The 25,835-nt window shown below is 37.9% G+C and carries 22 protein-coding genes; 14 read left to right on the forward strand and 8 right to left on the reverse strand.

All coding sequences use genetic code 11. The features are described from left to right. Positions 1-18 precede the first annotated feature (18 nt). The 8 genes from PLJ10_06610 (at position 19) to PLJ10_06645 (ending at position 7,734) form a co-directional block, all read left to right on the forward strand. Positions 19-1,257, forward strand: coding sequence for an aminotransferase class III-fold pyridoxal phosphate-dependent enzyme (locus PLJ10_06610; GenBank protein ID HOK09317.1), 1,239 nt, complete (start codon positions 19-21; stop codon positions 1,255-1,257). Between the two features lie 32 nt (positions 1,258-1,289). After that, the gene (locus PLJ10_06615; protein HOK09318.1) at positions 1,290-2,135 is read left to right on the forward strand and encodes a transketolase; all 846 of its coding nucleotides are present in this window, start codon (positions 1,290-1,292) and stop codon (positions 2,133-2,135) included. Positions 2,136-2,165: 30 nt separating this feature from the next. Then, on the forward strand, positions 2,166-3,182 hold the full coding sequence (locus PLJ10_06620; GenBank protein HOK09319.1) for a transketolase C-terminal domain-containing protein: 1,017 nt from the start codon (positions 2,166-2,168) through the stop codon (positions 3,180-3,182). Beyond that, on the forward strand, positions 3,182-3,961 hold the full coding sequence (locus PLJ10_06625; protein HOK09320.1) for a hypothetical protein: 780 nt from the start codon (positions 3,182-3,184) through the stop codon (positions 3,959-3,961). Before PLJ10_06620 ends, PLJ10_06625 begins: the two co-directional genes overlap by 1 nt. Positions 3,962-4,096: 135 nt before the next feature. Then, complete coding sequence (nhaC, locus tag PLJ10_06630; GenBank protein ID HOK09321.1) at positions 4,097-5,578, forward strand: Na+/H+ antiporter NhaC; 1,482 nt, start codon at positions 4,097-4,099, stop codon at positions 5,576-5,578. 6 nt (positions 5,579-5,584) lie between these two features. Beyond that, positions 5,585-6,568 (forward strand): polyprenyl synthetase family protein, encoded by a 984-nt coding sequence (locus tag PLJ10_06635; GenBank protein HOK09322.1) that lies wholly within the window; start codon positions 5,585-5,587, stop codon positions 6,566-6,568. Positions 6,569-6,596: 28 nt separating this feature from the next. Beyond that, a complete protein-coding gene (locus PLJ10_06640) occupies positions 6,597-7,187 on the forward strand; it encodes an RNA polymerase sigma factor (protein HOK09323.1) in 591 nt (196 codons plus the stop codon). Between the two features lie 55 nt (positions 7,188-7,242). Continuing rightward, entirely contained in the window at positions 7,243-7,734 is a 492-nt protein-coding gene (locus PLJ10_06645) for a hypothetical protein (GenBank protein HOK09324.1), read from the forward strand. Positions 7,735-7,765: 31 nt separating this feature from the next. On the opposite strand, the gene PLJ10_06650 is transcribed toward PLJ10_06645, so the two are convergent. Both PLJ10_06650 and PLJ10_06655 read right to left on the reverse strand, forming a co-directional pair. Next, a complete protein-coding gene (locus PLJ10_06650) occupies positions 7,766-8,674 on the reverse strand; it encodes a metallophosphoesterase (GenBank protein ID HOK09325.1) in 909 nt (302 codons plus the stop codon). Positions 8,675-8,722: 48 nt separating this feature from the next. Next, on the reverse strand, positions 8,723-8,899 hold the full coding sequence (locus tag PLJ10_06655; GenBank protein HOK09326.1) for a hypothetical protein: 177 nt from the start codon (positions 8,897-8,899) through the stop codon (positions 8,723-8,725). 132 nt (positions 8,900-9,031) lie between these two features. Between PLJ10_06655 and PLJ10_06660 the strand changes: the two genes are divergently transcribed. The 4 genes from PLJ10_06660 (at position 9,032) to PLJ10_06675 (ending at position 16,743) form a co-directional block, all read left to right on the forward strand. Beyond that, positions 9,032-11,572 carry a DUF2339 domain-containing protein gene (locus PLJ10_06660; protein ID HOK09327.1) on the forward strand — a complete coding sequence of 847 codons (2,541 nt, stop codon included), beginning with the start codon at positions 9,032-9,034 and terminating at the stop codon, positions 11,570-11,572. 10 nt (positions 11,573-11,582) lie between these two features. Then, positions 11,583-12,914: a CCA tRNA nucleotidyltransferase gene (locus tag PLJ10_06665; protein HOK09328.1), complete on the forward strand. Its 1,332-nt coding sequence runs from the start codon at positions 11,583-11,585 to the stop codon at positions 12,912-12,914. 115 nt (positions 12,915-13,029) lie between these two features. Then, a complete protein-coding gene (locus tag PLJ10_06670) occupies positions 13,030-15,342 on the forward strand; it encodes a DEAD/DEAH box helicase (GenBank protein HOK09329.1) in 2,313 nt (770 codons plus the stop codon). 3 nt (positions 15,343-15,345) lie between these two features. Then, positions 15,346-16,743, forward strand: a complete 1,398-nt coding sequence (locus PLJ10_06675; GenBank protein HOK09330.1) for a ribonuclease H-like domain-containing protein — start codon at positions 15,346-15,348, stop codon at positions 16,741-16,743. 16 nt (positions 16,744-16,759) lie between these two features. Here the strand turns inward: PLJ10_06675 and PLJ10_06680 are convergent, their stop codons facing one another. From PLJ10_06680 to ilvD, 3 genes are read right to left on the reverse strand one after another with little or no spacing between them, the layout of a single operon-like run. Then, positions 16,760-18,187 carry a DUF2851 family protein gene (locus tag PLJ10_06680; protein ID HOK09331.1) on the reverse strand — a complete coding sequence of 476 codons (1,428 nt, stop codon included), beginning with the start codon at positions 18,185-18,187 and terminating at the stop codon, positions 16,760-16,762. Beyond that, positions 18,148-19,044, reverse strand: coding sequence for a metallophosphoesterase (locus PLJ10_06685; GenBank protein HOK09332.1), 897 nt, complete (start codon positions 19,042-19,044; stop codon positions 18,148-18,150). Before PLJ10_06685 ends, PLJ10_06680 begins: the two co-directional genes overlap by 40 nt. Positions 19,045-19,074: 30 nt before the next feature. Further along, complete coding sequence (gene ilvD / locus PLJ10_06690; GenBank protein HOK09333.1) at positions 19,075-20,748, reverse strand: dihydroxy-acid dehydratase; 1,674 nt, start codon at positions 20,746-20,748, stop codon at positions 19,075-19,077. Between the two features lie 298 nt (positions 20,749-21,046). Between ilvD and PLJ10_06695 the strand changes: the two genes are divergently transcribed. Both PLJ10_06695 and PLJ10_06700 read left to right on the forward strand, forming a co-directional pair. Then, positions 21,047-21,991: a hypothetical protein gene (locus tag PLJ10_06695; GenBank protein ID HOK09334.1), complete on the forward strand. Its 945-nt coding sequence runs from the start codon at positions 21,047-21,049 to the stop codon at positions 21,989-21,991. Positions 21,992-22,078: 87 nt separating this feature from the next. Further along, positions 22,079-23,080: a hypothetical protein gene (locus PLJ10_06700; protein HOK09335.1), complete on the forward strand. Its 1,002-nt coding sequence runs from the start codon at positions 22,079-22,081 to the stop codon at positions 23,078-23,080. 16 nt (positions 23,081-23,096) lie between these two features. On the opposite strand, the gene recR is transcribed toward PLJ10_06700, so the two are convergent. The 3 genes from recR to dnaA form a co-directional block, all read right to left on the reverse strand. Next, positions 23,097-23,699, reverse strand: a complete 603-nt coding sequence (recR, locus tag PLJ10_06705; protein HOK09336.1) for a recombination mediator RecR — start codon at positions 23,697-23,699, stop codon at positions 23,097-23,099. A 42-nt stretch (positions 23,700-23,741) separates the two neighbouring features. Beyond that, the gene (gene def / locus PLJ10_06710) at positions 23,742-24,257 is read right to left on the reverse strand and encodes a peptide deformylase (GenBank protein HOK09337.1); all 516 of its coding nucleotides are present in this window, start codon (positions 24,255-24,257) and stop codon (positions 23,742-23,744) included. Between the two features lie 167 nt (positions 24,258-24,424). Continuing rightward, a complete protein-coding gene (gene dnaA / locus PLJ10_06715; protein ID HOK09338.1) occupies positions 24,425-25,804 on the reverse strand; it encodes a chromosomal replication initiator protein DnaA in 1,380 nt (459 codons plus the stop codon). Positions 25,805-25,835: the final 31 nt, after the last annotated feature.

A 25,835-nucleotide genomic window follows, 5' to 3' on the forward strand; every position in this document is an offset into this window, starting at 1 on the left:
GGATAAGGAGCCTGATTTATGCAAGTATATGAATATCATCAAAATCAAACGTGGTTTGAACGAGCAGTTCGTGTTATTCCATGCGGTGTTTATGGGCATTTCAGCCCTGCACCCTGTGTTCCCACCAATGCCTATCCCTTTTTTAGTACGAAAGCTGATGGCTGTCGTTTTTGGGACGTAGATGGAAATGAATTTATTGATTATATGTGTGCTTATGGTCCTATGATTCTTGGCTACCACAACCCCGTAGTAGACGAGGCATTCATTAACCAATTAAAGCAAGCAGATGTAAATAGTATTGCCTCAACCAAAATGGTCGAGTTAGCCGAACTTTTGGTTGATTTAATACCCGTTGCAGATTGGGCATTCTTTGCCAAGAATGGTGCGGATGTAACAAACTATGCTGTAATGATAGCACGTGCTGCTACTGGTAGAAAGAAAATCATTGCTATTAAAGGTGGCTACCACGGAACCGCACCATGGATGCAAGGCATAGGACATCCTGGCGTTACGGAGGAAGATGTGGCAAATGTGATTCGTATTCCATGGAATGATATTAAAGCGTTGGAGCAGGTATTAGAAGAAAATTATGGTCAAGTGGCAGGTTTTATATCATCTCCTTATCATCACCCAGTTTTTGCGGATAATGAATATCCTGCAGAAGGATATTGGTCTGCTGTACAAAATCTACTCCGAAAACATGGTGTTATTCTAATATGTGATGATGTTCGGGCAGGTTTCCGTCTCCATTTAGGAGGTTCCAATGAATTTTTCAAATTTAAGCCCGACCTTATCTGTTTCTGCAAAGCCATCGCAAATGGCTATCCTATCTCCGCATTGGTCGGCAAAGAAGAACTAAGGGTTACCGCATCCAAAGTCTTTCATACAGGTAGTTACTGGTATTCTGCGGCATATATGTCGGCAGCTATTGCTAATTTACAAGAGTTAAAACGATTGAATACACCAGAACATTTGTATAACCTCGGTGTAAAATTTAATGATGGTTTGATTAAAATAGCAAAAGACCATGGCTTTAACTTAAAAGTTACTGGGCATCCTGCAATGGCATATTATCGCATAACAGATGACCCAACATTTCAACTTCACCAAAAATGGTGTGCAGAATGCACGAAACGAGGTGCCTTCTTTACATCTCATCACAATTGGTTCTTATCTATGGCTCATACTGAAAGTGATATTCAAAAGACATGGGAAATTTGTGATGACGCTTTCAAATCCATAAAATCATCTATGTAAAATAAACCATAAATAATAAGGAGTTGTAATCTATGCCTTTATCGGAACATGAACATAATGAACTACGTAAGATTGCAAAAAAAATTAGAAAAGATATTGTAGATGTCACACACTGGTCGGGTGGCTCTCATATTGGTGGGTCTTTAAGTATGGTTGATTTTATGGTGGTATTATATTGGAAATATCTCCGTATTGACCCTAAAAATCCGAATTGGGAAGACCGGGATCGCTTGGTTCTAAGCAAAGGGCATGGTGGTGTTGGCCATGCAGTTATTTTAGCGAATCGTGGTTACTTTGATTTTGAACTTCTTAAAGAATTTAACCAATTTGGTTCCCCTTTTGGTATGCATTTGGATTCTAAAAAAGCCATTGGTGTTGAGGCTTCTACGGGCTCTATGGGACATGGTCTTTCACAGGCGTTAGGGATGGCATTAGGAGCAAAGGTATTGAAAAAAGATTGGAGAATATATGCAGTTTTAGGTGATGGTGAATGCAATGAAGGTTCCATCTGGGAAGCGGCAATGGCTGGAAATCACTATAAAGTAAATAATCTTATTGCATTTTTAGACCGCAATCACATGATGATTGATGGACCTACCGAATCTGTAATGAGTTTAGAGCCGTTAGATAAAAAATGGGAAGCCTTTGGGTGGTTTACTCAAGTCATAGATGGGCATAATATGCCTCAAATTTGTGAAGCCATCGATAAAGCACTCGCCTATACTAATGGCCCATCAATGATTATTTGCGATACTGTCAAAGGCAAAGGTGTAGATTTTATGGAAAACAACCCTGCATGGCACTATGGTGGCTTGAATGCGGAGTTGGCAGAAAAAGCCAAAGCGTCAATAGATAAAATGTATGAAGATTTAACATAAACATAACCTTAACATGATAGGAGAAAAACGATGAGCCCTGTGGGAGGACTTACATGGACAGTATATGATGCGGATAAAATGACCCAAGCAGAAACATATGGACTTATTTTGAGTGAGTTAGGCAAAATTAATCCTAAAATTGTAGGCTTGTCCGCAGATCTGGCAAAGTCGACCAAAATAGGCAAATTTGGAGAAAAGTTTCCAGACCGATTTTTCAACTTAGGTATAGCAGAGCAAAACATGTTTGGCGTAGCAGCAGGTTTGGCAAAAGTGGGGTTATTACCTTTTGTCTCTACATTCTCAGTATTTGCCTCGATGCGTGCGGTAGAATTTCTCAGAACCGACGTCTGCTACCAAAATTTGAATGTCAAAATCATTGCTACTCATGGAGGTACCTCTTTTGGCTCTGCTGGTACAACCCACCATTCCATTGAAGACCTTTCAATTATTCGTGCGATTCCCAATATACAATTAATTGTTCCTGCGGATGCGGTCGAAACTGCTTTAGCGGTACAAGCCTGTGTAGAAGTGGAAGGACCTGTTTATATACGTATTGGTCGTAGTTTTGAACCTCGTGTATACGAAACAGACCAATATGGTTTCACCATTGGCAAAGCGGTAGAAATGGCATCAGGAACAGACGTAACAGTTATCGCCTGTGGTGCGGTAGTTTATCATGCAGTGGAAGCGGCTAAAATATTAGGACGTGAAGATGGAATTTCAGTTCGAGTCCTCAATATGCACACCATAAAGCCAATTGACCGCGAAGCTATTATTAAAGCGATAACTGAGACACGACGAATTGTAACATTTGAAGACCACAATGTAATTGGAGGTTTAGGTAGTGCGGTAGCCGAAGTTATTGCAGAAAGTGGGAAAGCTTGTGCCTTTACCAAGGTTGGCATACCTGACCAATTTACACCCCATGGTTATCCAGAAGATTTGATGCATTACTATAAAATTGATACAGATGGTATTGTAGAAAAAGTAAGAGAATTATTGGGCAAAGAATTTGAAAAAGAAGAGGACTGGGAGGACGAATACTAATGACCACGAATGAAAAAGAACTGCTGATTTCTCAGATTATCTTTCGTGCTGTTTTACCCGTGATTAAGGTTCTATTAGAAGACCATCCTACGTTCCGTAAACGTTTTGAAAATATTCAGGGAACGGTACAGTTTACAGCACAAAATGGCAACCAGAAAATTGGTGCTCATATTAAATTTGATAATCTTGATTTTCAAGTAATTCAGGAGATAATAGATAATCCTGATATTACATTCCATTTCTCTTCTCTCAAAAAAATGATAAATTTTTTTACAGGGAAATTAGTATTACCCAAAATAAAAGGTTTAAAAAACGTCTCTTTACTTTGGAGAGTATTTAGCGTATTGTTAGCCATGAAACTTCTTATGCCCGATGCAAAACCTAAAAATGAGATAGATAAAAAAGTAAAGGTAAAAATGACGTTGTATATGGTATCAACTGCATTAAGTCAATTGAATAAAGCGGGCGACCCAGATATGGTAAAATGGACATCCAAACAACCCGAACGGATCTACCAATGGTCTGTAGATAATGAAGATATAGCATGCTGGTTAAAGATTAAGGCAGGCCAAACGAAAGCAGGTAGAGGTATGTATACATTACGAAAACCTTTTGTGCATATGCGATTCCCTGATATTGATTCCGCTTTGCCTGTTTTGACAAATTCTATAGATACGGTACAAGCAATGGCACAAGGCTTAGTTATCACAGAGGGGTCGCCAGAATACGCAGCCAAATTAGGGGATTTTATGTTAAAAATAGCCGAACTCCTTACATAAAACACTTGATTATTAAAAGACAAATCACATACTCCGTATTATTCCCCTCTTTTTCAAGTTGTAAATTTATCTAAAAAAACACTACTATAAATACACTTTTTTATCAAAAGATGTAATTAAACATAATAAAGTCTCATGAAAGAAAATGCAGTAACATTAAAATTAGCACTCCTACCCTGTATTTTATTGATTGTCCTTTTGGTAATTAACGTCTGGCTGTTTGGAGATGAAGCCACTTCAGGTCCCTGTCAAGTAGCCTTGCTAATTTCCTCTATCATAGGAGGAATTATTGGACATACAAAATTAGGTTTATCCTATCGAGACATCGAAAAAAAGGCAATTCACTCTATCGTACTGGCAATGGAGGCAATCATTATTCTATTAATTGTCGGGGCAACTATTGCATTATGGATACAGGGAGGTATTGTACCCACGGTCATTTACTATGGAGTAAAAATACTTACGACAAAATCGTTCCCTATTGTGGCGTGTATCATTTGTTCTATTGTCTCTTTAGCAATTGGTAGTAGTTGGTCTACGATGGGAACTATAGGTGTGGCGCTAATGGGGATTGGCAAGGCTTTAGGATATTCCGAACCACTAATCGCAGGGGCAATCATTTCAGGTGCTTACCTCGGAGATAAGATGTCTCCCCTATCTGACACGACCAATCTTGCGCCAGCAGTAAGTGGGACAAATCTTTTTGTACACGTAAAGAATATGTTAAATACAACGGTTCCTTCTTATATCATCACTTTAATTGTTTTTTTAGTTATTGGCTTACTTTATAATGCAGGTAATCAAGATATACATCAAACAGATGCTATCATCAAAGGATTGGAGCAAAATTTTACAATTCACTGGGCATTCTTTGCAGTCCCTATTACGGTTATTTTTTTAGCGATGAGAAAAACCCCAGCCATACCTGCGTTAACTATAGGTTGTATTTTAGGTGGAATTTTATCATTTATTTTCCAAAATGGCACACCTAAAGAGTTATCACAACTTCCCATCTTCGTATCCCAGAACTATCAGAGAATTATTCATGTTGCCTATCATGGATATGTCTTACAAAGTGGTATTCCCGTATTAGATGACTTATTATCCACAGGGGGTATGGAAAAGATGTTTTCAACCATTTCCTTAATTATTATGGCAATGCTTTTTGGAGGTGTTATGGAGGCAACAGGAATGCTCCAGAAAATAGCCGAGACCATGTTACACTATGTGCATTCCGCAGGGCAATTAATGGCATCTACCGTTGTAACCTGTGTTATTTTCAATGTCTTTGCTGCAGAGCAGTATTTAGCCATAATCATTCCGGGGCGTATGTTTCGTGCCTCCTATGTGGCAAGGGATTTGGATATGCGTAATTTATCACGTGTATTGGAGGATGGTGCAACAGTTACATCTGTATTAGTTCCTTGGAACACATGTGGAGCCTTCGCAAGTTCTGTATTGGGCGTTTCAACCTTTCACTACCTTCCCTTTTGCTTCTTCAACTGGATTACACCTTTAATATCTATTTTTATGTCCTTAATCAATTATAATATTATTCCTGCAAAACCACAGGAAAAAGAAGATATAAATGCACAATCAACAAACCAACAATCCTAATTAAATATGAAAACAGAAGCAGGAATAAGTTTATCAGAAATATATGAACCTATTCAGAGTCCAATAAAAAAAGTGGAACAAGAAGTCCAGTCGATATGGGAAGAAGCACTAAACTTAGTGGAAATAGACCCAGCAACAGCCCCAAAGGCAAAAGGGAAATTATTACGTCCAGCAGTATGTTTGCTATGTGCAGGTGCCATAGGTAAAGAGGATTTGGATTCCTTTGTATATCTAGGCACTTCCTTTGAATTACTCCATTTAGCATCCCTCACTCATGATGATGTAATTGACCGTGCAATATTACGAAGAGGTGGGCAATCATTAAACACGTTGTGGGACAATCACGCTGCTGTTTTAGGGGGCGATTATTTAGTGGCTCGAGCCATAGAACTTTTAGGGAGTTATAAAAATTATGAGATTATCCTTCACTCTGTCCGCTGTGTTCGGGAAATGGCAGAAGGGGAATTAAAATTCTTTGCAAAACCCATTGAATCATTTTCAATAGAAGATTGCACTGAATTAGCCCGTAATAAAACAGCAATGTTGTTTGCTCGTTCCGCTTCTTCACCTGCATTTATTAACAACCTACCAGAAAAAGATGCCTTGTTTTCTTTTGGAGAAAATATAGGGATTGCATTTCAATTTATTGATGATTTATTAGACCTTACTCAGGACACAACTATATTAGGAAAACCACGATATAGCGATATTACTGAACAAAAAGTGACATTGCCTATCTTATTGCTATGGGACAATTTAAATACTGATGAGAAAAGATTCTTCAAGGATATATTCGGAAAAACATTGTCATTAGAAGAACAATGTTGGATTCAAAACATGTTGGAAAAGTATAAAATTGAAAAAAGTGTACTTGATTATGCAGAACGGTTGGGAGTTACAGCGATAGACCAAATAAAAGAACTTCCAGAAACGAAATTCAAAAAGTCATTAATAAAACTTTGTAAATTTATTATTTATCGACAAAATTAATTGAATAAATAATATGGATTCTTCGTCTATGTTAAATAGAGATAATAATCCGATCTCACATGAGATATCGGATAAAAAACTCATTGAACAGATAAAAAACGGCGACGAACAAGCATTCGTCACTATTATGAATCGGTACTACAATATGGTATTTTATGCATGTCTAAAAAGATTACATAACAAAGAGATTGCTAAAGAGGCAGTTCAGGAAGTTTTTTTGAAAGTATGGAAAAATATCAACAGCTGTTCAGAAGAAACTTTTTTTACGTCATGGTTGCTTACAATCACACAGAACCATTGTATTGACTTAATACGGAAAGATAAAAGTCGGAGAAACCACGAGCAGTCCATGGAAGAAATAGAGAATATAGATAGTTTTTTATCAAAACACGATGCGATTCAAAATAAACTTGAAACAGAATATATATATCACCTCATTGAACAACTTCCTGAACCACAACGTTTCGTGCTTAAAAAAAGATTAGAAGGCTGGAGCGTTCAAGAAATTGCAGAACATTTAAATTGCCCATTAGGCACCGTTTTAAGCCGTTTTTCATTGGGAAAAAGGAAAATTTACGAACTTATGAAAATATCAAATATAACATTGAAAGATTTGTAAAAGATGGATATACTTTAAAGAAGAACAAAGATATTATGATAATAAAGGATAGAATATGAAAAAGTTGAAAATAATTACTCCTTCAGTCAATCAATGCCCTCTGTTTGAGTCTGTATGTGAGCATATCGAAACCAATGGAGGCAACATATCAGAGGAAATAGCTACACATATAAAATCATGCCCCTCATGTAGAGAATATTATGAGTTTTGGCAGGAGTTTGAACTGTTCATTGAAGCCTCACCTAAGGAAACCGATGAAGACGTTATATCAGAATGGGAAAAACAAATTTCAATACAAAAAGTTCGACACCAAATACATCATAGGGCAAAACAGAAAAAAATAATAGTGTGGGGTCTTTTAACAGCAGTAGCAGGGATAGTGTTTTTAATCTTGGCATTATTCTACTTCATCCCTTCAACTCAGGCACCATCTGTTCAGGCAATCGAACAACCCTCAATAATAGAGAAACCAAGTTCTGATTATTCAGGGAACTCCATACCTTATAACACGACCCCTGAAAAAAGACTTCCCGACAAAGATATGTAATCTATAAATAAATTTGTAACCCCTTAAACATTTATACAAGTGGAATTGTAAAATGTCGGTCTTCGGGAGCACCTCTTACCATCTCTCTACCGTGAATAAGTGATTTTTCTGCAAAGCTTTTATCTGACAAACCTAATGTCTCAACTTCCATGTATTCTGGGCTAACAATTATCCTGCGAAATTCTATCGGATACTCACACAAAGCAGACGTGGTTATTTGAACTACATTTTTATTCTGGACGATATAATTCATGTGCATATGACCAGATAAAACGACACAGGTTTTGGGATGTTGATAAAGTATATCCAAGACCTCTTCTGCATTGGTCAAAATTCCGCTGTCTCGATATCCATCATATTTGCATCGATCTGGAATAGGAAATAGAGGACAATGAATAGATACAACGACAGGTTTATCCCTGCATGTTTTAAGTTCCTCTTTTAGCCATTCCGCATGTTCCTCAGCCAGAACCCACTGGATACCGCTATGGGTTTCCTTCATATTCTTAATTTGAGAAGGGTCCCGAATTGCGTGCACCGTCAAATCATCCCAAACCCAACTTACTTCTAACATACAAAAGTGAAGATTCTTATATGTGAATGAGTAGGTAAATCGAGAGGTTGGAAAATGTTTATCAAAATATTTTAAAACACGAGATCGTGATTGATGTGTTTTTAAATCATGATTTCCACCCAAAAGATAGAATGGAATATTGATTGTATCAAATATTTTACGTATTTCCTTTTCCAACGATTCATCTTCGCAAGAACATACATCACCAGTAACAATAATAAAATCGGGATGATATTGAACAACATCTTTAAGAAAACATCTCAGAATATCAAATGAAATAGATGTTAAAATACGATTATTCCAAATCCCGTCGGGGTCATAACCAAGATGAAAATCCGAACTGTGTATTAAATTCCATTTCTTCATATTGAAACTCAGTATAAAAATGTAAAATACATTCCTCAAAAAGTATGTTTAGTCATGGGGTCTTCTATTTAAGTATGCCATCACTGCACCCACAATACCAACGGCAAAATAAATCCATAGGGGTTGTTTCGTAAGAGCACTCATAGACTCTGGCAAAATCCCCATAAACACAGCAATGCCAAAACCAAATCCCAAAATCATTAGCAACAAAGCTATTATCGTCATATATTATTCCTTAATAATATATTTACATATAGAAAATCATAAACATTATAAAATACAATATTTGTTAGTTCAATTTACAAATTACTATAAAATTATTTATCTATAAAATTACTATTTCCTGAGGTAACCAGAGTGGGTAGAAACGATAAACGGATTAAAGAGTTAGAAGAACAGATACGTCAATTGACAGAACAGTTAGAATTCCTAATTCGGAATAAAGAAGAAACGACTGACGAGCCAGCAAATATAAATAACAACGAAACGCAGGTATCATCTGATTTTGATATTCGTTCTTCACCGTCTCCAGATAGAGCACATATTTTTCCTTCAATTCAACCACTCATCTCTGCGATAAAGACGGCATTAAAAATAAATTCACACCAAGATTTAGAGCAAAAAATAGGTTCTATTTGGGCAAGTCGCATTGGGGCTATATTAGTAATAACAGCTGTTGTATTAGGTGCACGAACAACATTTTATACCTCAGGAATCAATGAGTGGGAAAAAATCGGAATAGGATATTGTTTTTCTGTAATCCTTATTCTATGGGAAAGAATAAGCCGAAAAAAAAATATCTTCACAGATGTCATTTTAAGTTCTGGCTTAACTGGAATTTACTTTACCACCTACGCAGCTCTTTTCATTAATGAGACTAAGTTATTACCCATCTTTAATAACAACACCCTTCTTTTCTGGGTAGGATTGCCTGCCTTACTTTTATGCCTTGTTCCTATGATTATGATCGCTCATAAAAGAGAAAGCACTACTATAGCGGGAGTAGGTTTATTCCTCACCTATTATAGTGTGGCTCTTAGCTGTTATAACGAACCTAACATAACGACGCTCATCCATGCCCTTTTTACAAGTATTACCATTGCCATCATTACTTTTATTTTCTATCTTCTTCACAATTGGCTTTTACTTTCATGGTCAAGCGTTCTTGCTTCGTATGCCACTTATTTATACGTTTTTTTATATCTCAATCCTCACACCTATTTTCAGATTCCCGAAAAAATATATTTCTGGATATCTTTCATATTTTTAACCACGTGCTTCGTCCTATTTTCTATCACATGTATTCTTGATGCACGAAAACGGGGAGAATATCGTAAAGGAATCGCACCTCTTGTTGGTTGTAATTCTGCTATTTATTTTTGTCTAACTTTTTATGCAGTTCGAACGTATTACCTTCCTTATGAATATTTGTTTCGCTCAGGCTTTGCATTAATGCTACTTCTTTTTACAATACTCTCCCATCTTTTAGGCCCTCGCAATAATTACATATTTAAAATTTTTATTATTAAAACCATCATCATGAGCACACTTGCTATTCAAGCATATTTCTCAGGTGAAAAGCTTCTAATAGCTCTCAGTATTGAATGTCTTGCATTGGCATTAGCACATAAAAGAAGTGGGTATCTTGTTTATCGAGTTATGAATTTTTTCTTATTATGGGTCACTTTCTTCTGGGGCATTTTTTATTTAGGTTTACGTGGAGAAATTTTTCTGTTTGGGATGAATATCCCAACCAAATGGTTCGCTATTTATGGGACTGCTCTATTCCTTTTTGTTGTTTCATGGTTCTATGAGCATTTTGTCACCTCTAATCATGGGCATTCTGAAATCGACCTTTCATTGTCAGTTCGTTGGCAGTTTCCACCCCTGATGATGTCCATATTGCATGCCTGTATTGCTTCAATCCTCATATTATTAATAACCCTCGTAGACTTTATGGATGACCCACGATTGCCTCTTATCTTAACAACAGAATTGCTTTTCATCTTAGCATTAGGCATCATTACATCGACACCTGCTATTGATTTTAGTAGTGTATTATTACTTCTCTCAGCCCAAGTATGTTATTTACTTTACTATTTTACTCAACGTGACATCATTATAAACGTTCCCTATTTTCTCTCTACAAGCCTCCCTCTGGCTTTTATATCCTTTATCGGGGCTTACGCATGGGAACAGTATTTAGAACACATTCGGCACCATAAACAGGACCTAACTCACTTTATTCTTTCGTTGTTTCCCTATATAACAAGTGTATTCATTACCATCATTGTTATAAATGAAGTTCTATCTCCATTAAAGGTTATAACGATTACTTCGTTATTAGGACTTGCTATATATACCTTTGGAGGTGCGAGCCGACTGCCATCCTTTTCCATCTCAGGAATTATTTTTATCGTTATTGCCTCATTAAATTATATGTTATACTTATCAAAAATACCTCAAAATCAATACAATCTTCCCGTCCTTTCACTTTCAATCGCTCTATTTCTTATCGGGATCTTTGCAGAAAGGATTACCTACATAACACAAAAAAATGTATTTGGGACAGGTACGCCCAATATGCTTATACGGATATTGTTTTTACTCATAATAGCAAATACGGCTCTCTTTGCTGGCTACACATGTTTGCCAAAAAATATGATTATTTTTTATTGGCTAACTGTCTCTCTTTTTATCATCCTATTGGGGATTCTACTACACGAGCCACTGTACCGATGGACTGGTTTTTACATTCTTTTCATTACCTTAATGCGAACCTTCTTTGCTTTCCAATATATTTCTTCTGAAATATATCGTGTTTTAAGTTTTGCCGTTTCAGCGGTTGTACTTCTTCTAATAGGTTGGATATATTCTCGAAATCAAAGTTCTATATAATGGGCTTGTTATGATAAAAACACATAAAAAAAATAACGATTTATTAGAAAAAGGGGCACGAAAAATCTGCCATATTTTAAGTAATAATGGCTATATTGCTTATTTTGCTGGTGGTTGTGTTCGAGATTTAATCATGAAGAGAACTCCCATAGACTATGACATCGCAACCAATGCTGTTCCAGATAAGGTTGGCACATTATTCCCACATTCCATAACCTTATGGAAAAATTATGGGGTTGTCCGTGTCCTTCTTCCCGAAGGCGAATTTGAAGTGACAACCTTTCGTTCTGACGCTCCTTATTTTGATGGGAGACATCCTTCATCTGTCACATTTTCAACACCAGAAGAAGATGCTAAACGAAGAGATTTCACTATTAATGCCCTGTTTTACGACCCAATACACGAGAAAATTATTGATTACGTAGGAGGTCAAGAAGATATTAAGAAAAGAGTTATAAGGACGGTAGGTAACCCTTACCAACGTTTTTCTGAAGATTATCTTCGCTTACTTAGGGCAGTCCGATTTTCTGCTCGCTTTAACTTTGATATCGAAGAAGAAACATTACAAGCCATGAAAGCACTTCATGAAAATATAAAAAACGTATCTGCGGAACGGATTCGTGATGAAATAACAAAAATTCTAACGGAGGGAAATCCAAAATTAGCATTTGAAATTTTAAGTCAAACGGAATTACTACGGGAAATACTTCCTGAAATAGCAGATTTGCAAGGGGTTCAACAAGATAATGAGTTTCACCCCGAAGGGGATGTTTGGACACATACGCTTTTAGCCTTACAAGAATTAAAGCAACCACCAATTGAATTAGCGATGGCAGTGCTATTACACGACGTAGGCAAAAAAGAAACATTTACTGTTGCGGACCGTTTTCGTTTCCCAAAACACGAATCCGTAGGCGCACATATTACAAAAAACATATTAGAACGGTTACGATTTTCCAACATTGAGACAGAACATATCGTTTGGTTAGTAAAAAACCACATGACCTTACTTCAATATCCACAAATGAAAGAAAGTACTCGAAAAAAACTATTTAGAAATCCGATTTTTCCATTGTTATTAGAATTGGTTAAAACAGATATTAAAGCAAGCCATGGCGACATGTCCCCTCTTTTACAAATTGAAACAGACTATAAAGCCTTTTTAAAAGAGCTACCAAAACTAAAACCGTTACTATGTGGAAAAGATTTGATTGCTTTAGGTTATACCCCTGGACCTGTATTTAAAACGATTTTATCTGAAATTGAAAATGCTCAATTGGAAGGAACTTTAAAAACAAAAGAAGAAGCAGTTCAATACGTTCTAAAACATTGGCACAAATAACGTATCCCCTACACGATGGGAGTATTGGTTTAACATATCTTTTTAAAAACTCGTTTTCCAGATTCCTTCCATCTAATTTTGATAAAATTAATAGAAGTAAGGAATATATGCGATTATGAATGTAGCACAGATAATAGACCAACTCCAAAAAAACAAGCAATTTAAACAGAATCTAACCGCGTGGAACGTTATACCAGCAGAGCCTGCCCGTTATGCCAGTTTCCCTCCTGAATTAGATAAACGCTTGATACATGCCCTGTCAAAAAATGGTATTTATCAACTCTATACACATCAAGCAGAGGCTGTTGAATCTGCTTTTCGTGGAGAGAATTTATGCATTGTAACGCCAACAGCCTCTGGAAAAACTCTTTGTTATAATCTTCCCGTCCTGCAGGAAATCTTAAAAAATCCATCCTCACGTGCTCTTTATTTATTTCCTACCAAAGCATTGTCTCAGGACCAAGTCCACGAACTGAAAGACATAAGTGAAAAATTAGAAATAGGGATAAGAACATACACCTTTGATGGGGATACCCCTACCACAGCACGCCAAGCCATTCGTAGTGCTGGACAAATAGTTGTTACGAATCCCGATATGCTCCACACAGGCATTTTACCTCATCATACCATCTGGATTCATTTATTTGAAAACTTGAAATATGTTGTTATTGACGAAATCCATTACTATCGGGGTGTATTAGGTAGCCATTTAGCAAACATTCTGCGCCGATTAAAACGTATTGCATCATTTTACGGTTCCAACCCGCAATACATTTGCTGTAGTGCCACAATTGCCAACCCAAAAGAATTAGCAGAAAAACTAATTGAAGCACCTGTAACCCTTATTGACAAAAACGGGGCACCTCGTTCAGAAAAACATTTTTTATTTTATAACCCCCCCGTCATCGACCGCGATTTAGGTATCCGCAAATCCTCAACAAAAGAAGCAACTCGTATCGCTTCTGAACTTATCTCAAAAGACATTCAGACCATTATTTTTGCAAGAAGTCGTCTTCAGGTAGAAATTGTAACCACGTATTTAAAGGACATGGCACGACATAAAAATATTGCAGAGCATCGGGTATGTGGGTATCGTGGTGGATATTTACCAACAGAACGTCGAGCCATCGAGGAGGGACTTCGCAAAGGAGACATCCTATCCGTGGTCAGTACCAATGCTCTGGAATTAGGCATTGATATTGGCTCGTTGGACGCATGTATTATGGTAGGTTACTCTGGAAGTATATCCAGCACATGGCAACAGGCAGGTAGAGCGGGTAGAAGACAAGGAACGTCCTTGGTTATCTTAGTTGCTTCCAGCTCTCCATTAGACCAATTTATCGTAACCCATCCCGAATATTTCTTCAGCCAAACCGCAGAAAACGCAACTCTGGATCCCAATAACCTTTATATCCTTACAAGCCACTTAAAATGTGCAGCCTTTGAACTTCCCTTTATGGAAGGTGAAATATTTGGCTTGGATGAACATTCAACTCAGGCTATTTTAGAGTTCTTAGAAGAACAACACATTTTACATAAAGTCAAAAAGCAATGGCATTGGAGTGCAGAGTCATATCCAGCCCAAGACATTAGCCTTCGCACAGCAGCCCCTGGAAATGTTGTCATTCTTGACAGTCAGAATCAGGGAAGGGTTATAGGAGAGGTAGATTATTTCTCCGCACCATCCGAAGTTTTCGAGAATGCCATCTATATTCATCAAAGCGAAACCTACACCATTGAACATCTTGACTTAGAAGACCGCAAAGCATACGCACGAGCAGTAGAAACAGACTACTACACCGATGCAGAACTTAAGGTAGATTTGGGCATTTTGAATCCTTGTGAAGAAAGGGAAGAACCTCTTCATACCTGTATTTGGGGTGAACTCAAGGTAACATGGCTACCAACCATTTATAAAAAAATTAAATTTGGTACTCATGAAAATGTAGGCTGGGGGGAAATTCATCTTCCAGAACAAACCATGCATACCCTCGGGTACTGGATAGAATTATCCGACACACTTATTCAAGAAGCCCGTATACCAGAAGAACATTTAAGCGATGCCTTGGTTTCGCTCGTTAATACGCTTCGTCAGGTGGCTCCAGTACAGGTGTTGTGTGACCCTGCTGATATTCGTGCACATGCCATGCTAAAAGCACCCATCTCACAAAAGCCAACGCTCTTCCTTTATGAGAGGTATCCTGGCGGTGTTGGACTAAGCGAAAAATTATTTCATCACCACTACGAACTCATCAAAGCCAGCCTTTCACTTCTTGAAAGCTGTCCATGTAGAAATGGTTGTCCAAGTTGTGTAGGTCCAGCCATTGAGATAGGAAGCCTTGGAAAACAACATGCTTTACAGTTAGCCCAAGCCTTACGTCATGCCCAAGAGCAACGAAATGTAATCCCTTTTCAAAAACGGAGTTAAGACGTGGAGAAAAAGCCATTATCGATAGAACAACTCGCTGAAAAGTTAGGATTAAAAAAAGCATCTCTTTTATCACCACCTAATGTTCCCAAAAAAGAATCCAAACAAGATGATACCCCAAAAGATTCAATTCTGAGTGAAGAAACTGTTAAAAACCCGTCTTCCGCCCCATCATCAATAATTCAAAAATTACGTGAAAAATTGAATGAAACAGTCTCTATCACTTCTTCACCGATATCCCACGGAGTAAAGGGGAAGAGAGACACGGATTTCTCCAGTGGAACTATTATCGGGACAGAAGACAGCCAATGTTTATGGTTTTCTGAAATATATCCACACCCCTATACCTATGGTGAGGTTGTGCTTTCTGATGCCTTACATTTTTCAACCCATGAATTAAAAATTTCTTCTGCAGGTACAGAATCTTTAGATTTCGAGGTTGAAAAAGCCCTTTTTATAGATACCGAAACAACCTCATGCTTTGGAGGTACGGGAACTGTTGCCTTTTTAGTCGGAATTGGATATTTCAAAGATAACGATTTTTATTTAGAACAGTTTTTTATGAGAGATTATGATGACGAACCCGCCCTTCTCTTAGCATTGGATGAACGGATTAAGAATGCCTCGCTTTTTATAGGTTATAATAGTAAATGTTTCGACCTACCTCTGATTCGAAACCGCTATCGTATGAACCGCCTTCCTTTCCATGGCGAACATCTTTTTCATTTCGACCTTATGCATGTAGCACGTCGTTTTTGGAATCGAAGACTTCGTGATTGTTCTCTAAATACAGTTGAAAAAAATATCTTAAAAATTAGAAGATATGGCGATATCCCAGGCGCTGTAATTCCACGTCTCTGGTTAAATTTTATAGAGACAGGAAGAACCCACTACATTCCTCAAATATTAGAGCATAATCGAAGAGACATTCTTTCCCTGGCAGGCCTTATGGCTTGGCTGGCACAACGTGTCCAAATTCCAAAAGGACAAGGATTCGAAGAGTTCTTAGACCGGTGTGCCTTAATTCGTTTGCAGATGAAATGTAATCAACACCTTCAAGCAGTAGAAATAGCAGAAGACTTACTCCAACAGACAGACTACCCTCCCATTCGTTCTGAATGTTGGAAAGCCCTTTCTGATATTTATCGAAAAATAGAAAAACCAGAAGAACGGCTACACATCCTTCTTCAATGGGCAAAAGAAGATAAAGAGGTAATTTATCCACGAATTGAATTAGCTAAAATCTATGAACATCAGCAAAAAGATATTGAACAGGCACTATATTGGACCAACCAAGCTTTAGCTATCGAACCTACCAACATTGAACTTTCAAAACGAAAAAAAAGATTAGAGAAAAAAATGGAAACCATTAAAAATCGTGAATCGTCAGATTGGTTCTAATACGTTTACCCTATTCTCACCACGTCTCCTCATCTTCTTTTTTCAATGGACAATCCAAACACTCAGGATGGGTTGCACAACCGTTTTTATACCATTGAATCAAAGCTTGCTGTTCATAAAACATTAATCTTTTATGTGGAAATAGAAATTCGGTATGGGTTTTCATCCTCCTTAAAATCCAATGGGTATTTTCTCCTGGCAGTAAATAAAAGAAATTCCACAATTGTCCTTCTCGCATGCCCCATAAACCTTCTTGTATACAAAAAATACAGAAAGGAATTACAATATTGCCTAATAAGGAATATATCCGTTCTTTCCCGAGAAGTTTTTTCGGGTACTGTTCCCTTTTCATCTCCCATGTTGTGTAATATGACCAATAAAAATGATAAACAGACAAGAAAGATTCCCATAGAGACCATGGTTGGTCTAATCGTATACTTTTCTCAGCTATAGAAAGAAAGGTATCTGTAAGAGAATCCATTAGTTTGCACAAAATACCCGTTAACCACGCTAACTTAATAGGGGGTAACGCCGATGGATAGACAGAAGACACACAGGATGAGGTGCTTTCTAATTCTACATCATGCTTTATTACAGAACCTAAATATTCAATAAGGGTTTGTTCCAAAAGTAATGCGTATGGATTTTTTAATTGAATCCCTTTTTGCAAATACCCTGTCTGAGCCAAAAATACAGCCTCGGGAATTCGAGGGTCTTCTTGAACCCACTTTTTTATCATAGAATATGGGAACCGTCGACCCAACTCCATATACATCGGTCCATACTTAGAACCTGCTCCTAAACCGTATAACATAAATTCATATAGGACCTGATCTAAAGAAACATTTTTAAATCGTGAACGTATCTGTTCTATCCGTTGCATCACTCGTTGCTGGGCTAACATTTTAATTACAGATTGGTAATCAAAAGATATCTGCGAAACACATGGAGGTATACTCATGTTATTGCTTTTTTTAAAACTCTTCCCTGCTGTAAGGGGTAGAGTTTTCACCGTTTCTCGGCTCAACAATAACGTGGGTATGGTATTACCAAGAGAATTTACAGCCCCTGTAAATCCAATATCTACAGTTTCAACGATATGCAATAAAACACGATTATACCGTGCATCTAAGTGATGTCCATGGTGATACCATTCCTTTCCATCACGATGTATTTCTATATCCCCACGAAAAGGAACTCCATTAATTTCAATCAATGCATCCTTAAAATCAGGTCCACTATATGGATTTTTATACCCCTGTGTTAAAATATTTATTCTCTGTCCTTCAAGAGTTACCCATTGTTTTTTTATATTTAATGTCTCAAGCCAAAGGTTTTGGAGTTCATATTCTGAAGATGTTTCGTGAAGGATATCGTGAATAGGTTCGAACCCCTTCGTTCTTCTTACATAACTAAAATCCTGTTCCACTGCCCTTGTCGCCATTCCACTCTCTCGCATTGTATTTGTTTAGAGGTTATTTCATACAGCAAATAATGATGAACCTGACTTTCTTCCGATAAACGTTGTTCTAATCGTGCACCACCACCTGCTGTTATTGTATATCTTACTCCATCTATGTTCCTTGAAACAAACCCATGTACATGCCCCATAAAAACCTCTGTGACATGATACTCTTTCATAAGAGCATAAAACGTTTTCGTTCTCCAACGTACCCCTCTACCTTCTTCTGTTTTTACAAAACTTGGCAGGTCTTCAGGTGGCTTATGCATAATGACAAAACGATAACTTACCCCTTGTTTCTGTAATGAATCTTTAAGAAATGTAAGTTGTGCATTGGTAAACGACCAAAATGAGTTATTATTTATCCCAACAAACCGTGCAGGACCAAAATCAAATGTAAAGGTATCCACCCCATATATCTTTAAAAAAGCAGTATACTTTCGGTCTGGACCTTCTTCATGATTGCCTGGCACAGGAATAACAGGGATAGGTTGAGCCAATTCTGCCATGCGTAAATGATGTGCCAAATATTCCTCTACCCTTCCTCTACGCACGATATCCCCTGTCATTAGAATAAAAGCAGGTTGGTCCTTTACTACGGAAAGAATGATATCCCGTGCTACTCTATAATCACCACGTGTATCACCAAATACAACAAATCGAAACCGTTTCCCTTGTGCTACTGATAAATTTTGCAACCGTTTTATCACATTTGGAATATTATGTCGGGACACATAGGGTTCTAATTTCTTCAAATCAACATCTGTCAAGGGTTCCTTTTTTCTACTCCACGGGAACCCCCTTCTAAAGAAATCTGTCCATCTTGACCATCTGTCCACGTAGATATTGCCTTTGTCGGATGTTACCTATCAATCTTCAAAGACAGCGCCTGTATCTGCACTGGTAACAAATTTTTGATACCGTTTTAACCAACCTGTAAGTTTGCGGTCTGGAGGAGGGGGTAAGCTTGCTTTTCGCCGTTGCAACTCCACATCATCTACCAATAAGGTTAACCTTCGAGCTGGAATATCAATTTCAATCATATCCCCGTCCTTCACCAGGGCTATCGGTCCTCCTGCTGCTGCCTCAGGGCTCACATGCCCAATACAGGCACCTCGAGTCCCTCCTGAAAATCTACCGTCGGTAATTAAACTTACCGAAGTTCCCAACCCTTTGCCCATAATCGCAGACGTAGGGGCTAACATTTCACGCATTCCTGGACCACCTTTAGGCCCTTCGTATCGTATCACAACAACATCCCCAGGTTTTACCTTATCCCCTAAAATACCCATCATTGCCTCTTCTTCACTCTCAAACACAACTGCTGGACCTTTATGCCGAAGGATAGATGGGTCTACTCCAGCCTCTTTTACAACAGCACCTCGGGGTGCAAGATTTCCAAATAAAATTGCCAACCCACCCGTATTGCTATATGCGTTTTCTAACGTGCGTATTACTTCTGTATCTTTTGAATGGCACCCCTGAATATTTTCTCCTATCGTCTTTAACGTCACTGTTTTACAGTTCAGATGAAGCGTTCCCTCCTTCCTTGATAATTCGCCTAAAATAGCAGAAATTCCACCTGCTCTATCTACATCTTCCATGTGATACTTCGAAGATGGCGATACTTTACAGAGATTGGGAACCCGTGCTGACACCTCATTCAAACGCTCTAAGGGATATTGAACCCCTGCTTCATGAGCCACAGCTAAGGTATGTAAAACGGTATTGGTTGACCCACCCATAGCCATATCCAATGCAAATGCATTATCTATAGACTCAGGAGTAATAATATCCCTGGGCTTCAGATCTGCCTCTATAAGTTTTAAAATTTGAGCCCCGGCTTTCCGGACCAATTCTCTCCGTTCCGGAGTATCGGCAAGAACTGTTCCATTTCCTGGTAGTGCAATACCAATCGCCTCACACAAACAATTCATAGAGTTCGCTGTGAACATTCCTGAACATGAACCACATCCTGGACAGGCAGAACGTTCTAACACCTCTAACTCTTCATCTGTTAATTTCCCTTGCTTATATGTGCCTACCCCTTCAAACACACTTATAAGGTCTACTACTCGTCCATCCTTTAACCGACCCGCTCTCATTGGACCACCAGAGACAAAAATAGTTGGAATATTACACCGCACAGCCCCCATAAGCATTCCAGGTACAATCTTGTCGCAATTCGGAATACATACCAAACCATCAAATGGGTGTGCCTTGACCATCGTCTCCAACGAATCCGCAATTAATTCGCGGGAAGGAAGACTGTACTTCATACCTGCATGTCCCATGGCTATTCCATCATCGACACCTATCATATTAAATTCAAACGGAATGCCTCCAGCCTGTTCTATCGCCTCTTTCACAAGTCGACCAAGTTCATTCAGATGAACATGTCCAGGAATAATTTCCACAAAGCTGTTACAAACACCAATAAAAGGCTTATTAAAATCAGATGGAGATTTAATTTTACCTGTTGCCCATAACAAGGAACGGTGAGGTGCTCTTTCAAATCCCTTCTTAAAAATATCACTACGCATAACTATTTTCCTTATTTTTAATTACTCTTTGACTTTACAATGTTCAAATTTTATCATATACAGGAACCCCAAATAAATTGTCGCTTCTATCTCTATTAAATAGATGCTACAGATATACACCTAAAACCTCTGATTAAATTTTTGAAATACATTCCTCTGTTCTAACTATAAATAGCAAATAGAAACTTAAATTAAGTAAATACAAAAAAAAGAACTTAAGTATAATAATGTCAGATTAAAAAGATTCAACAAACATGATATTATAAATGCATATCAAATAAAAGGTAAATATGTATTGGTGCTAAAAAATATTAAACCTTCTCATATCTTAATTATCTGTGGACTTATCCTTTCGTTGTCTCTTTCTTTCTATCTATACGTTTATTCATCTTTTTCAAAGGCAACAGGATATAAATATTTCGTTCAGGATAATACCGTCGGCTATGTAATTACTCAACCTTCTCATATTCAGGCTTATATTCGAAAATTGGCTCCTTCAGCTACTCGATGGATAAAACAAGTTCCAAGATTCACATCCCTCCAACCTGTACCGATACGACTGGACTGGTTCCATAACCTACCTCGAGAAGCCTCTTTAGTATTCCATTACATCCCGTCCATGGGCTTTGAAACGCGCTTTATTATTCGAGAAAAACGAAATAGTTCCGCCTTCATTGAAGAACTTCATGCCTCTCATTTCGTAAAAGAGCTACGATTTATCCAATGGAAAAGCCATCAGTTTGCTAATATCCAAAGAGACATATGGCTCAACGAAGGCTTTATCTATGGGAAACCGCCATATGCTCAGGATGTATCAATACAAACCTATACTTTGCCTTTACAAAACAATCATCTTGTCGAGATTTTTTGGTTAAACACAGACCAGAACTTATCTATTCTATTAGACCAGATATATCAGTCCTTCCCATCTCTACTCCGAAACTACTTGATAGATTGGCAAACAGCCATCGAAAACATATATTGGATTCACAGCACCTTAGATTTAAAAGAGGACAATTTATGTCAAGGTGTACTAAATATTCAGGCAACCAATCCCATAAAAATCGATGAAATTCGACAAGGAGTTCAGTCCTTTAATGAATGGCTTCAATCCCAACTCCCGTCATCAATGAAGTTTGAACTTACAGAGGAAAACAATTTTGAAACTTTAACATGGAATATCCGTTTCTATGATTTCGAACCCCAATTAAAACGAGCATTAGGGAACTTCTCCAATGAATAGAATATTCCAAGTTGGATTAAAACAAATTTCTTATGTAAAATGTATCATCAAAATAGACAATGAAATAAAAAAATAAGGAACAAAACAATGTCACCAAACATTAAGAAGGGTTGTTTAATTTCTTTTCTTCTATTTCTCGTAGTTGTTATTGTGGTAATCCTTATTGTAACATGGCACGTTAGTAAAAGTTATGGACTTACTAAAGCACCGTATATCCCTATTCCAACTAAAATACCACCCAATGCAAACTGTCAAATTGTTTTGCGAACTGACCCTGCCCTGCCTATTTTGGAAAGAGTTCTCCCTTGGGAACAACTAAAGAGTCAAACACCTATTCCTGCTCCTCAAACAACCATACCCATGGCTTTACCTTATGAATTGGGTTTCTGGGCTGTTACAGAATTCGCCCGAAGTCACGTTTCCTTTTCGTTAATTATTAATGAAAAACGTTTAGGTCCAATTGCTTATGAGATACTTCAAACTGAGCGACCCTGGGAAAACATCAAACAAATCATCTGGGATAAAGAAGGCTTAACATTCCCACAAAGAGGCTTACTTTCCATCACAGGAGCCCTAAAAATTCCAGAAGGTGTTGAGGAACAAGTTATTAAAGACTGGGGAACTCAACAAAAAGGAATATCTGCACGTCTTTCTTCGGAATCAAAGCATTTATTAGAGGCATACCTCGACCTTAAGAATGGAGAGATATTAGTATGGACTGCAAGTATCCTCAATGCTCAAGGCGTTGCTTGGGAAGAAGAGCTAAGAAACAATAAATTTGCAGGCATGGCATATGAAATCGCCAAGAAATTAGAACAATTACATATCCAGGCAGACCCATCAACCAAACCCGACGAACTCATCTTGAAAGCAGTGTTACAAGCCCGTCCTGATGCACAAGGTGCCCTCGAATTCTTCATTAAAGGGATGGGCTTACCAATGGCTCAGGATTATTTAAAAACTCAATTTGGAATCCTTCTCGAAGGAAATTTTGCTTGGGATAGTAATCAAAGTGCTCTCGTTGGAGATTTTGTACTGAAAAATTACGAAGGCTTTCTAAAAACAAAATTAGCCACTCTCATTAAATAGATACCAATTTCAATCATCAATCCAAAGGTTTACGCCATTCCAATGCTTGTCGTAAGGTGTATTCATCTGTGAGTTCCAACCCTGCTCCCATAGGTACACCATGGGCAATACGGCTGACTTTTATCCCTAATGGCTTTAATTGATGTGCAATATATAAAGCGGTTGCTTCCCCTTCACTTGTTGCACCCGTAGCAATAATCACCTCACGAACACCTCCTGATTTTACACGATGGAACAATCGCGATAAGCCTAACTCTTCCGGACCAATTCCATCCAACGGACTTACTAATCCATTTAACACATAATATTTCCCCCGATAACCCCCTGAACGTTCAATTGCAACAACTCCAGATGGTTTTTCGACAACACAAAGTAATTGTCCATCTCTATCTGTGGATAAACAAATAGAACATGGGTCGGTCTCACTAAAATCCTGGCATTCTGAACACCGTTTTATCTTGCTACGGACATCCGAAACGACCCTTACAAATTCAGACACATCTTCTTCACCAGAAGACAGAATATATAAAGCATAACGCTCTGCTGTTTTTTTACCTACCCCAGGTAATCGGCGGAATGTATTCACTAAGTCTTCAAAAAGTTTATTATGGAGTAACATGAACTATAACTTTGAAATATGTTAACTACAACATAAGCCTATTTAATCTTGTTGTATCTCGGAGAAAAGTTTCTTCCGAATCTCAAACCATTCCTGATACTTTTCTTCACGGGTAATAATGTCAACTCGGTCAAGGAACATTAGCCCCTGTAGATGGTCATACTCATGCTGGATAATCCGAGCTAAAAAATCCTCCGCTTCAAACTCTAATTTTTTCCCTCGAGGGCTATATGCTTTGACTTTAATACGGGATGCTCGAGGAACTACAGCATATATCTTCGGAAGACTAAGGCAACCTTCTTCACTTTCAATCCGTTCCCCTTGAATAATAAGAGACGGATTAATTAGACACATAGGCTTACTTTCGGGCTCATGAACAACAATAATCTGTTTCGAAATACCTACCTGTGGACCCGCAAGCCCAACTCCTTCATACGCCACCATTGTCTCAAACATGTCTTGGGCTAAGTCCATAACTTCTGAGTTAATACGGTCAAATGGTTCCGCAACAGATGTTAAAGGCTCATCAGGGTATAAAACTAAATCTAAAATCGCCATCTTCGCTCACCTCTTCATTAATTTATTAAACCATTGTTCAATTGACTATATATCTCTATCAAAAAATTCCATATATTATACCAAAATTAAACTCTAAATTCAATAACCTTAAATTTTTTTTGTTTATTTCGTTTTTTAAGAATTTTTATTCTTTTTTTATTGAATTTTCACTCACCTTTTAATTTCTTTAATAACGATTCAACAGCCTTCCAAGTTTCACCTTTCTTTTGGAGTTCTTGTTCAACCCGTTCACATGAATGAAGTACCGTTGTATGGTCTTTGCCACCAAATAACTCGCCAATATAACTTAAAGACATACTTGGAATGAGCAATCTACATAAATACATCCCAACTTGCCTCGGTAATACATACTGTTTCTTACGACACCTTCCTTTTAAATCTACTAATCGCACATCAAACGTCTCTGCCACCGCACGAAGAACCGATTCTGGTGTTATACACTGTGTTCTGGTACGGTCTTCTATATCACGAACAACTTGTTCTGCTTGTTCTAAAGTAATTCGATCCTTTCCCCGTAATTTCATCAAAGCAATCACACCCGTTAACGCACCTTCCAATTGACGAACATTAGAGGTCACCGACCGTGCAATATATTCCAATATTTCGTCCTCTAATTCATACCCCTTCTGAATTAGTTTACTCCTCAAAATTGCAACACGGGTCTCAAAATCTGGAGGCTGAATATCCGTAACTAATCCCCACTCAAACCGTGAAACCAATCGACTTTCTACACCTCGAATTTCTTTAGGACTACGGTCTGATGAAAGTACAATCTGCTTATGCTGGTCAAACAATTCATTAAATGTATGGAAAAACTCTACCTGCGTCGCCTCCTTCTCCGCTATGAAATGAATATCATCAATAAGCAATACATCCACTTTCCGATATTTCCCCCGAAACTTAGACTGGCTTCCCTCAGTAATACTCATAATTAATTCGTTTGTAAATTCTTCCGAAGTAACATACATCACTTTCTTTGAGGCGTCCTTCCGTAACAACTGATGTCCAATTCCTTGCATTAAATGTGTTTTACCTAATCCCGTCATTCCATAAATAAAAAGTGGGTTGTAATTTTTCCCTGGACTCTCTGAAACCGCCTTCGCTGCTGCATAAGCAAACTCATTTCCATGTCCCACTACAAAATTTTCGAAGGTATATCTCGGATTCAAACGGACAGTGTTATGAGATACATTATCTCTCTTTTCTACTCTCTTCTCTTGAATATCCAAATCCAGCGTCATTCCATCTCTCGGAGGCTGTTTCCTTCTCTCCTCTGGCCGAACCAAAAAATCAATAGTGATATCTCTTTGTAAAACTTGCCGTGCAACTACACCTAATACCTCTCCATAACGTTCTCGAAACCATGAAAGGAAAAACTCATTGGGCACCGTAAGAACCAGCCGATTCCCATCAAAGCTCTTAAATGTAACGAAAGAAAACCAGTGCTCACAAACATGAGGTTCCAAAACCTTCTCTAAACAACTTAACATCTGCGTCCACAACGTCTCTTCCGTTTGAAAAGCCATATAATTTCCTCCTTAAACTCAATCTTCAATT

It is taken from the genome of Candidatus Hydrogenedens sp., from assembly GCA_035361075.1.
In the GTDB taxonomy this organism is placed as follows: domain Bacteria; phylum Hydrogenedentota; class Hydrogenedentia; order Hydrogenedentales; family Hydrogenedentaceae; genus Hydrogenedens.

What these genes read in the sequence shown, in the direction of transcription:
- PLJ10_06610 (HOK09317.1), top strand. Translation starts at nt 19, where the DNA reads ATGCAAGTATATGAATATCATCAAAATCAAACGTGGTTTGAACGAGCA.
- PLJ10_06615 (HOK09318.1), top strand. Translation starts at nt 1,290, where the DNA reads ATGCCTTTATCGGAACATGAACATAATGAACTACGTAAGATTGCAAAA.
- PLJ10_06620 (HOK09319.1), top strand. Translation starts at nt 2,166, where the DNA reads ATGAGCCCTGTGGGAGGACTTACATGGACAGTATATGATGCGGATAAA.
- PLJ10_06625 (HOK09320.1), top strand. Translation starts at nt 3,182, where the DNA reads ATGACCACGAATGAAAAAGAACTGCTGATTTCTCAGATTATCTTTCGT.
- nhaC (HOK09321.1), top strand. Translation starts at nt 4,097, where the DNA reads ATGAAAGAAAATGCAGTAACATTAAAATTAGCACTCCTACCCTGTATT.
- PLJ10_06635 (HOK09322.1), top strand. Translation starts at nt 5,585, where the DNA reads ATGAAAACAGAAGCAGGAATAAGTTTATCAGAAATATATGAACCTATT.
- PLJ10_06640 (HOK09323.1), top strand. Translation starts at nt 6,597, where the DNA reads ATGTTAAATAGAGATAATAATCCGATCTCACATGAGATATCGGATAAA.
- PLJ10_06645 (HOK09324.1), top strand. Translation starts at nt 7,243, where the DNA reads ATGAAAAAGTTGAAAATAATTACTCCTTCAGTCAATCAATGCCCTCTG.
- PLJ10_06650 (HOK09325.1), bottom strand. Translation starts at nt 8,674, where the DNA reads ATGAAGAAATGGAATTTAATACACAGTTCGGATTTTCATCTTGGTTAT.
- PLJ10_06655 (HOK09326.1), bottom strand. Translation starts at nt 8,899, where the DNA reads ATGACGATAATAGCTTTGTTGCTAATGATTTTGGGATTTGGTTTTGGC.
- PLJ10_06665 (HOK09328.1), top strand. Translation starts at nt 11,583, where the DNA reads ATGATAAAAACACATAAAAAAAATAACGATTTATTAGAAAAAGGGGCA.
- PLJ10_06670 (HOK09329.1), top strand. Translation starts at nt 13,030, where the DNA reads ATGAATGTAGCACAGATAATAGACCAACTCCAAAAAAACAAGCAATTT.
- PLJ10_06680 (HOK09331.1), bottom strand. Translation starts at nt 18,187, where the DNA reads ATGGCGACAAGGGCAGTGGAACAGGATTTTAGTTATGTAAGAAGAACG.
- ilvD (HOK09333.1), bottom strand. Translation starts at nt 20,748, where the DNA reads ATGCGTAGTGATATTTTTAAGAAGGGATTTGAAAGAGCACCTCACCGT.
- PLJ10_06700 (HOK09335.1), top strand. Translation starts at nt 22,079, where the DNA reads ATGTCACCAAACATTAAGAAGGGTTGTTTAATTTCTTTTCTTCTATTT.
- recR (HOK09336.1), bottom strand. Translation starts at nt 23,699, where the DNA reads ATGTTACTCCATAATAAACTTTTTGAAGACTTAGTGAATACATTCCGC.
- def (HOK09337.1), bottom strand. Translation starts at nt 24,257, where the DNA reads ATGGCGATTTTAGATTTAGTTTTATACCCTGATGAGCCTTTAACATCT.
- dnaA (HOK09338.1), bottom strand. Translation starts at nt 25,804, where the DNA reads ATGGCTTTTCAAACGGAAGAGACGTTGTGGACGCAGATGTTAAGTTGT.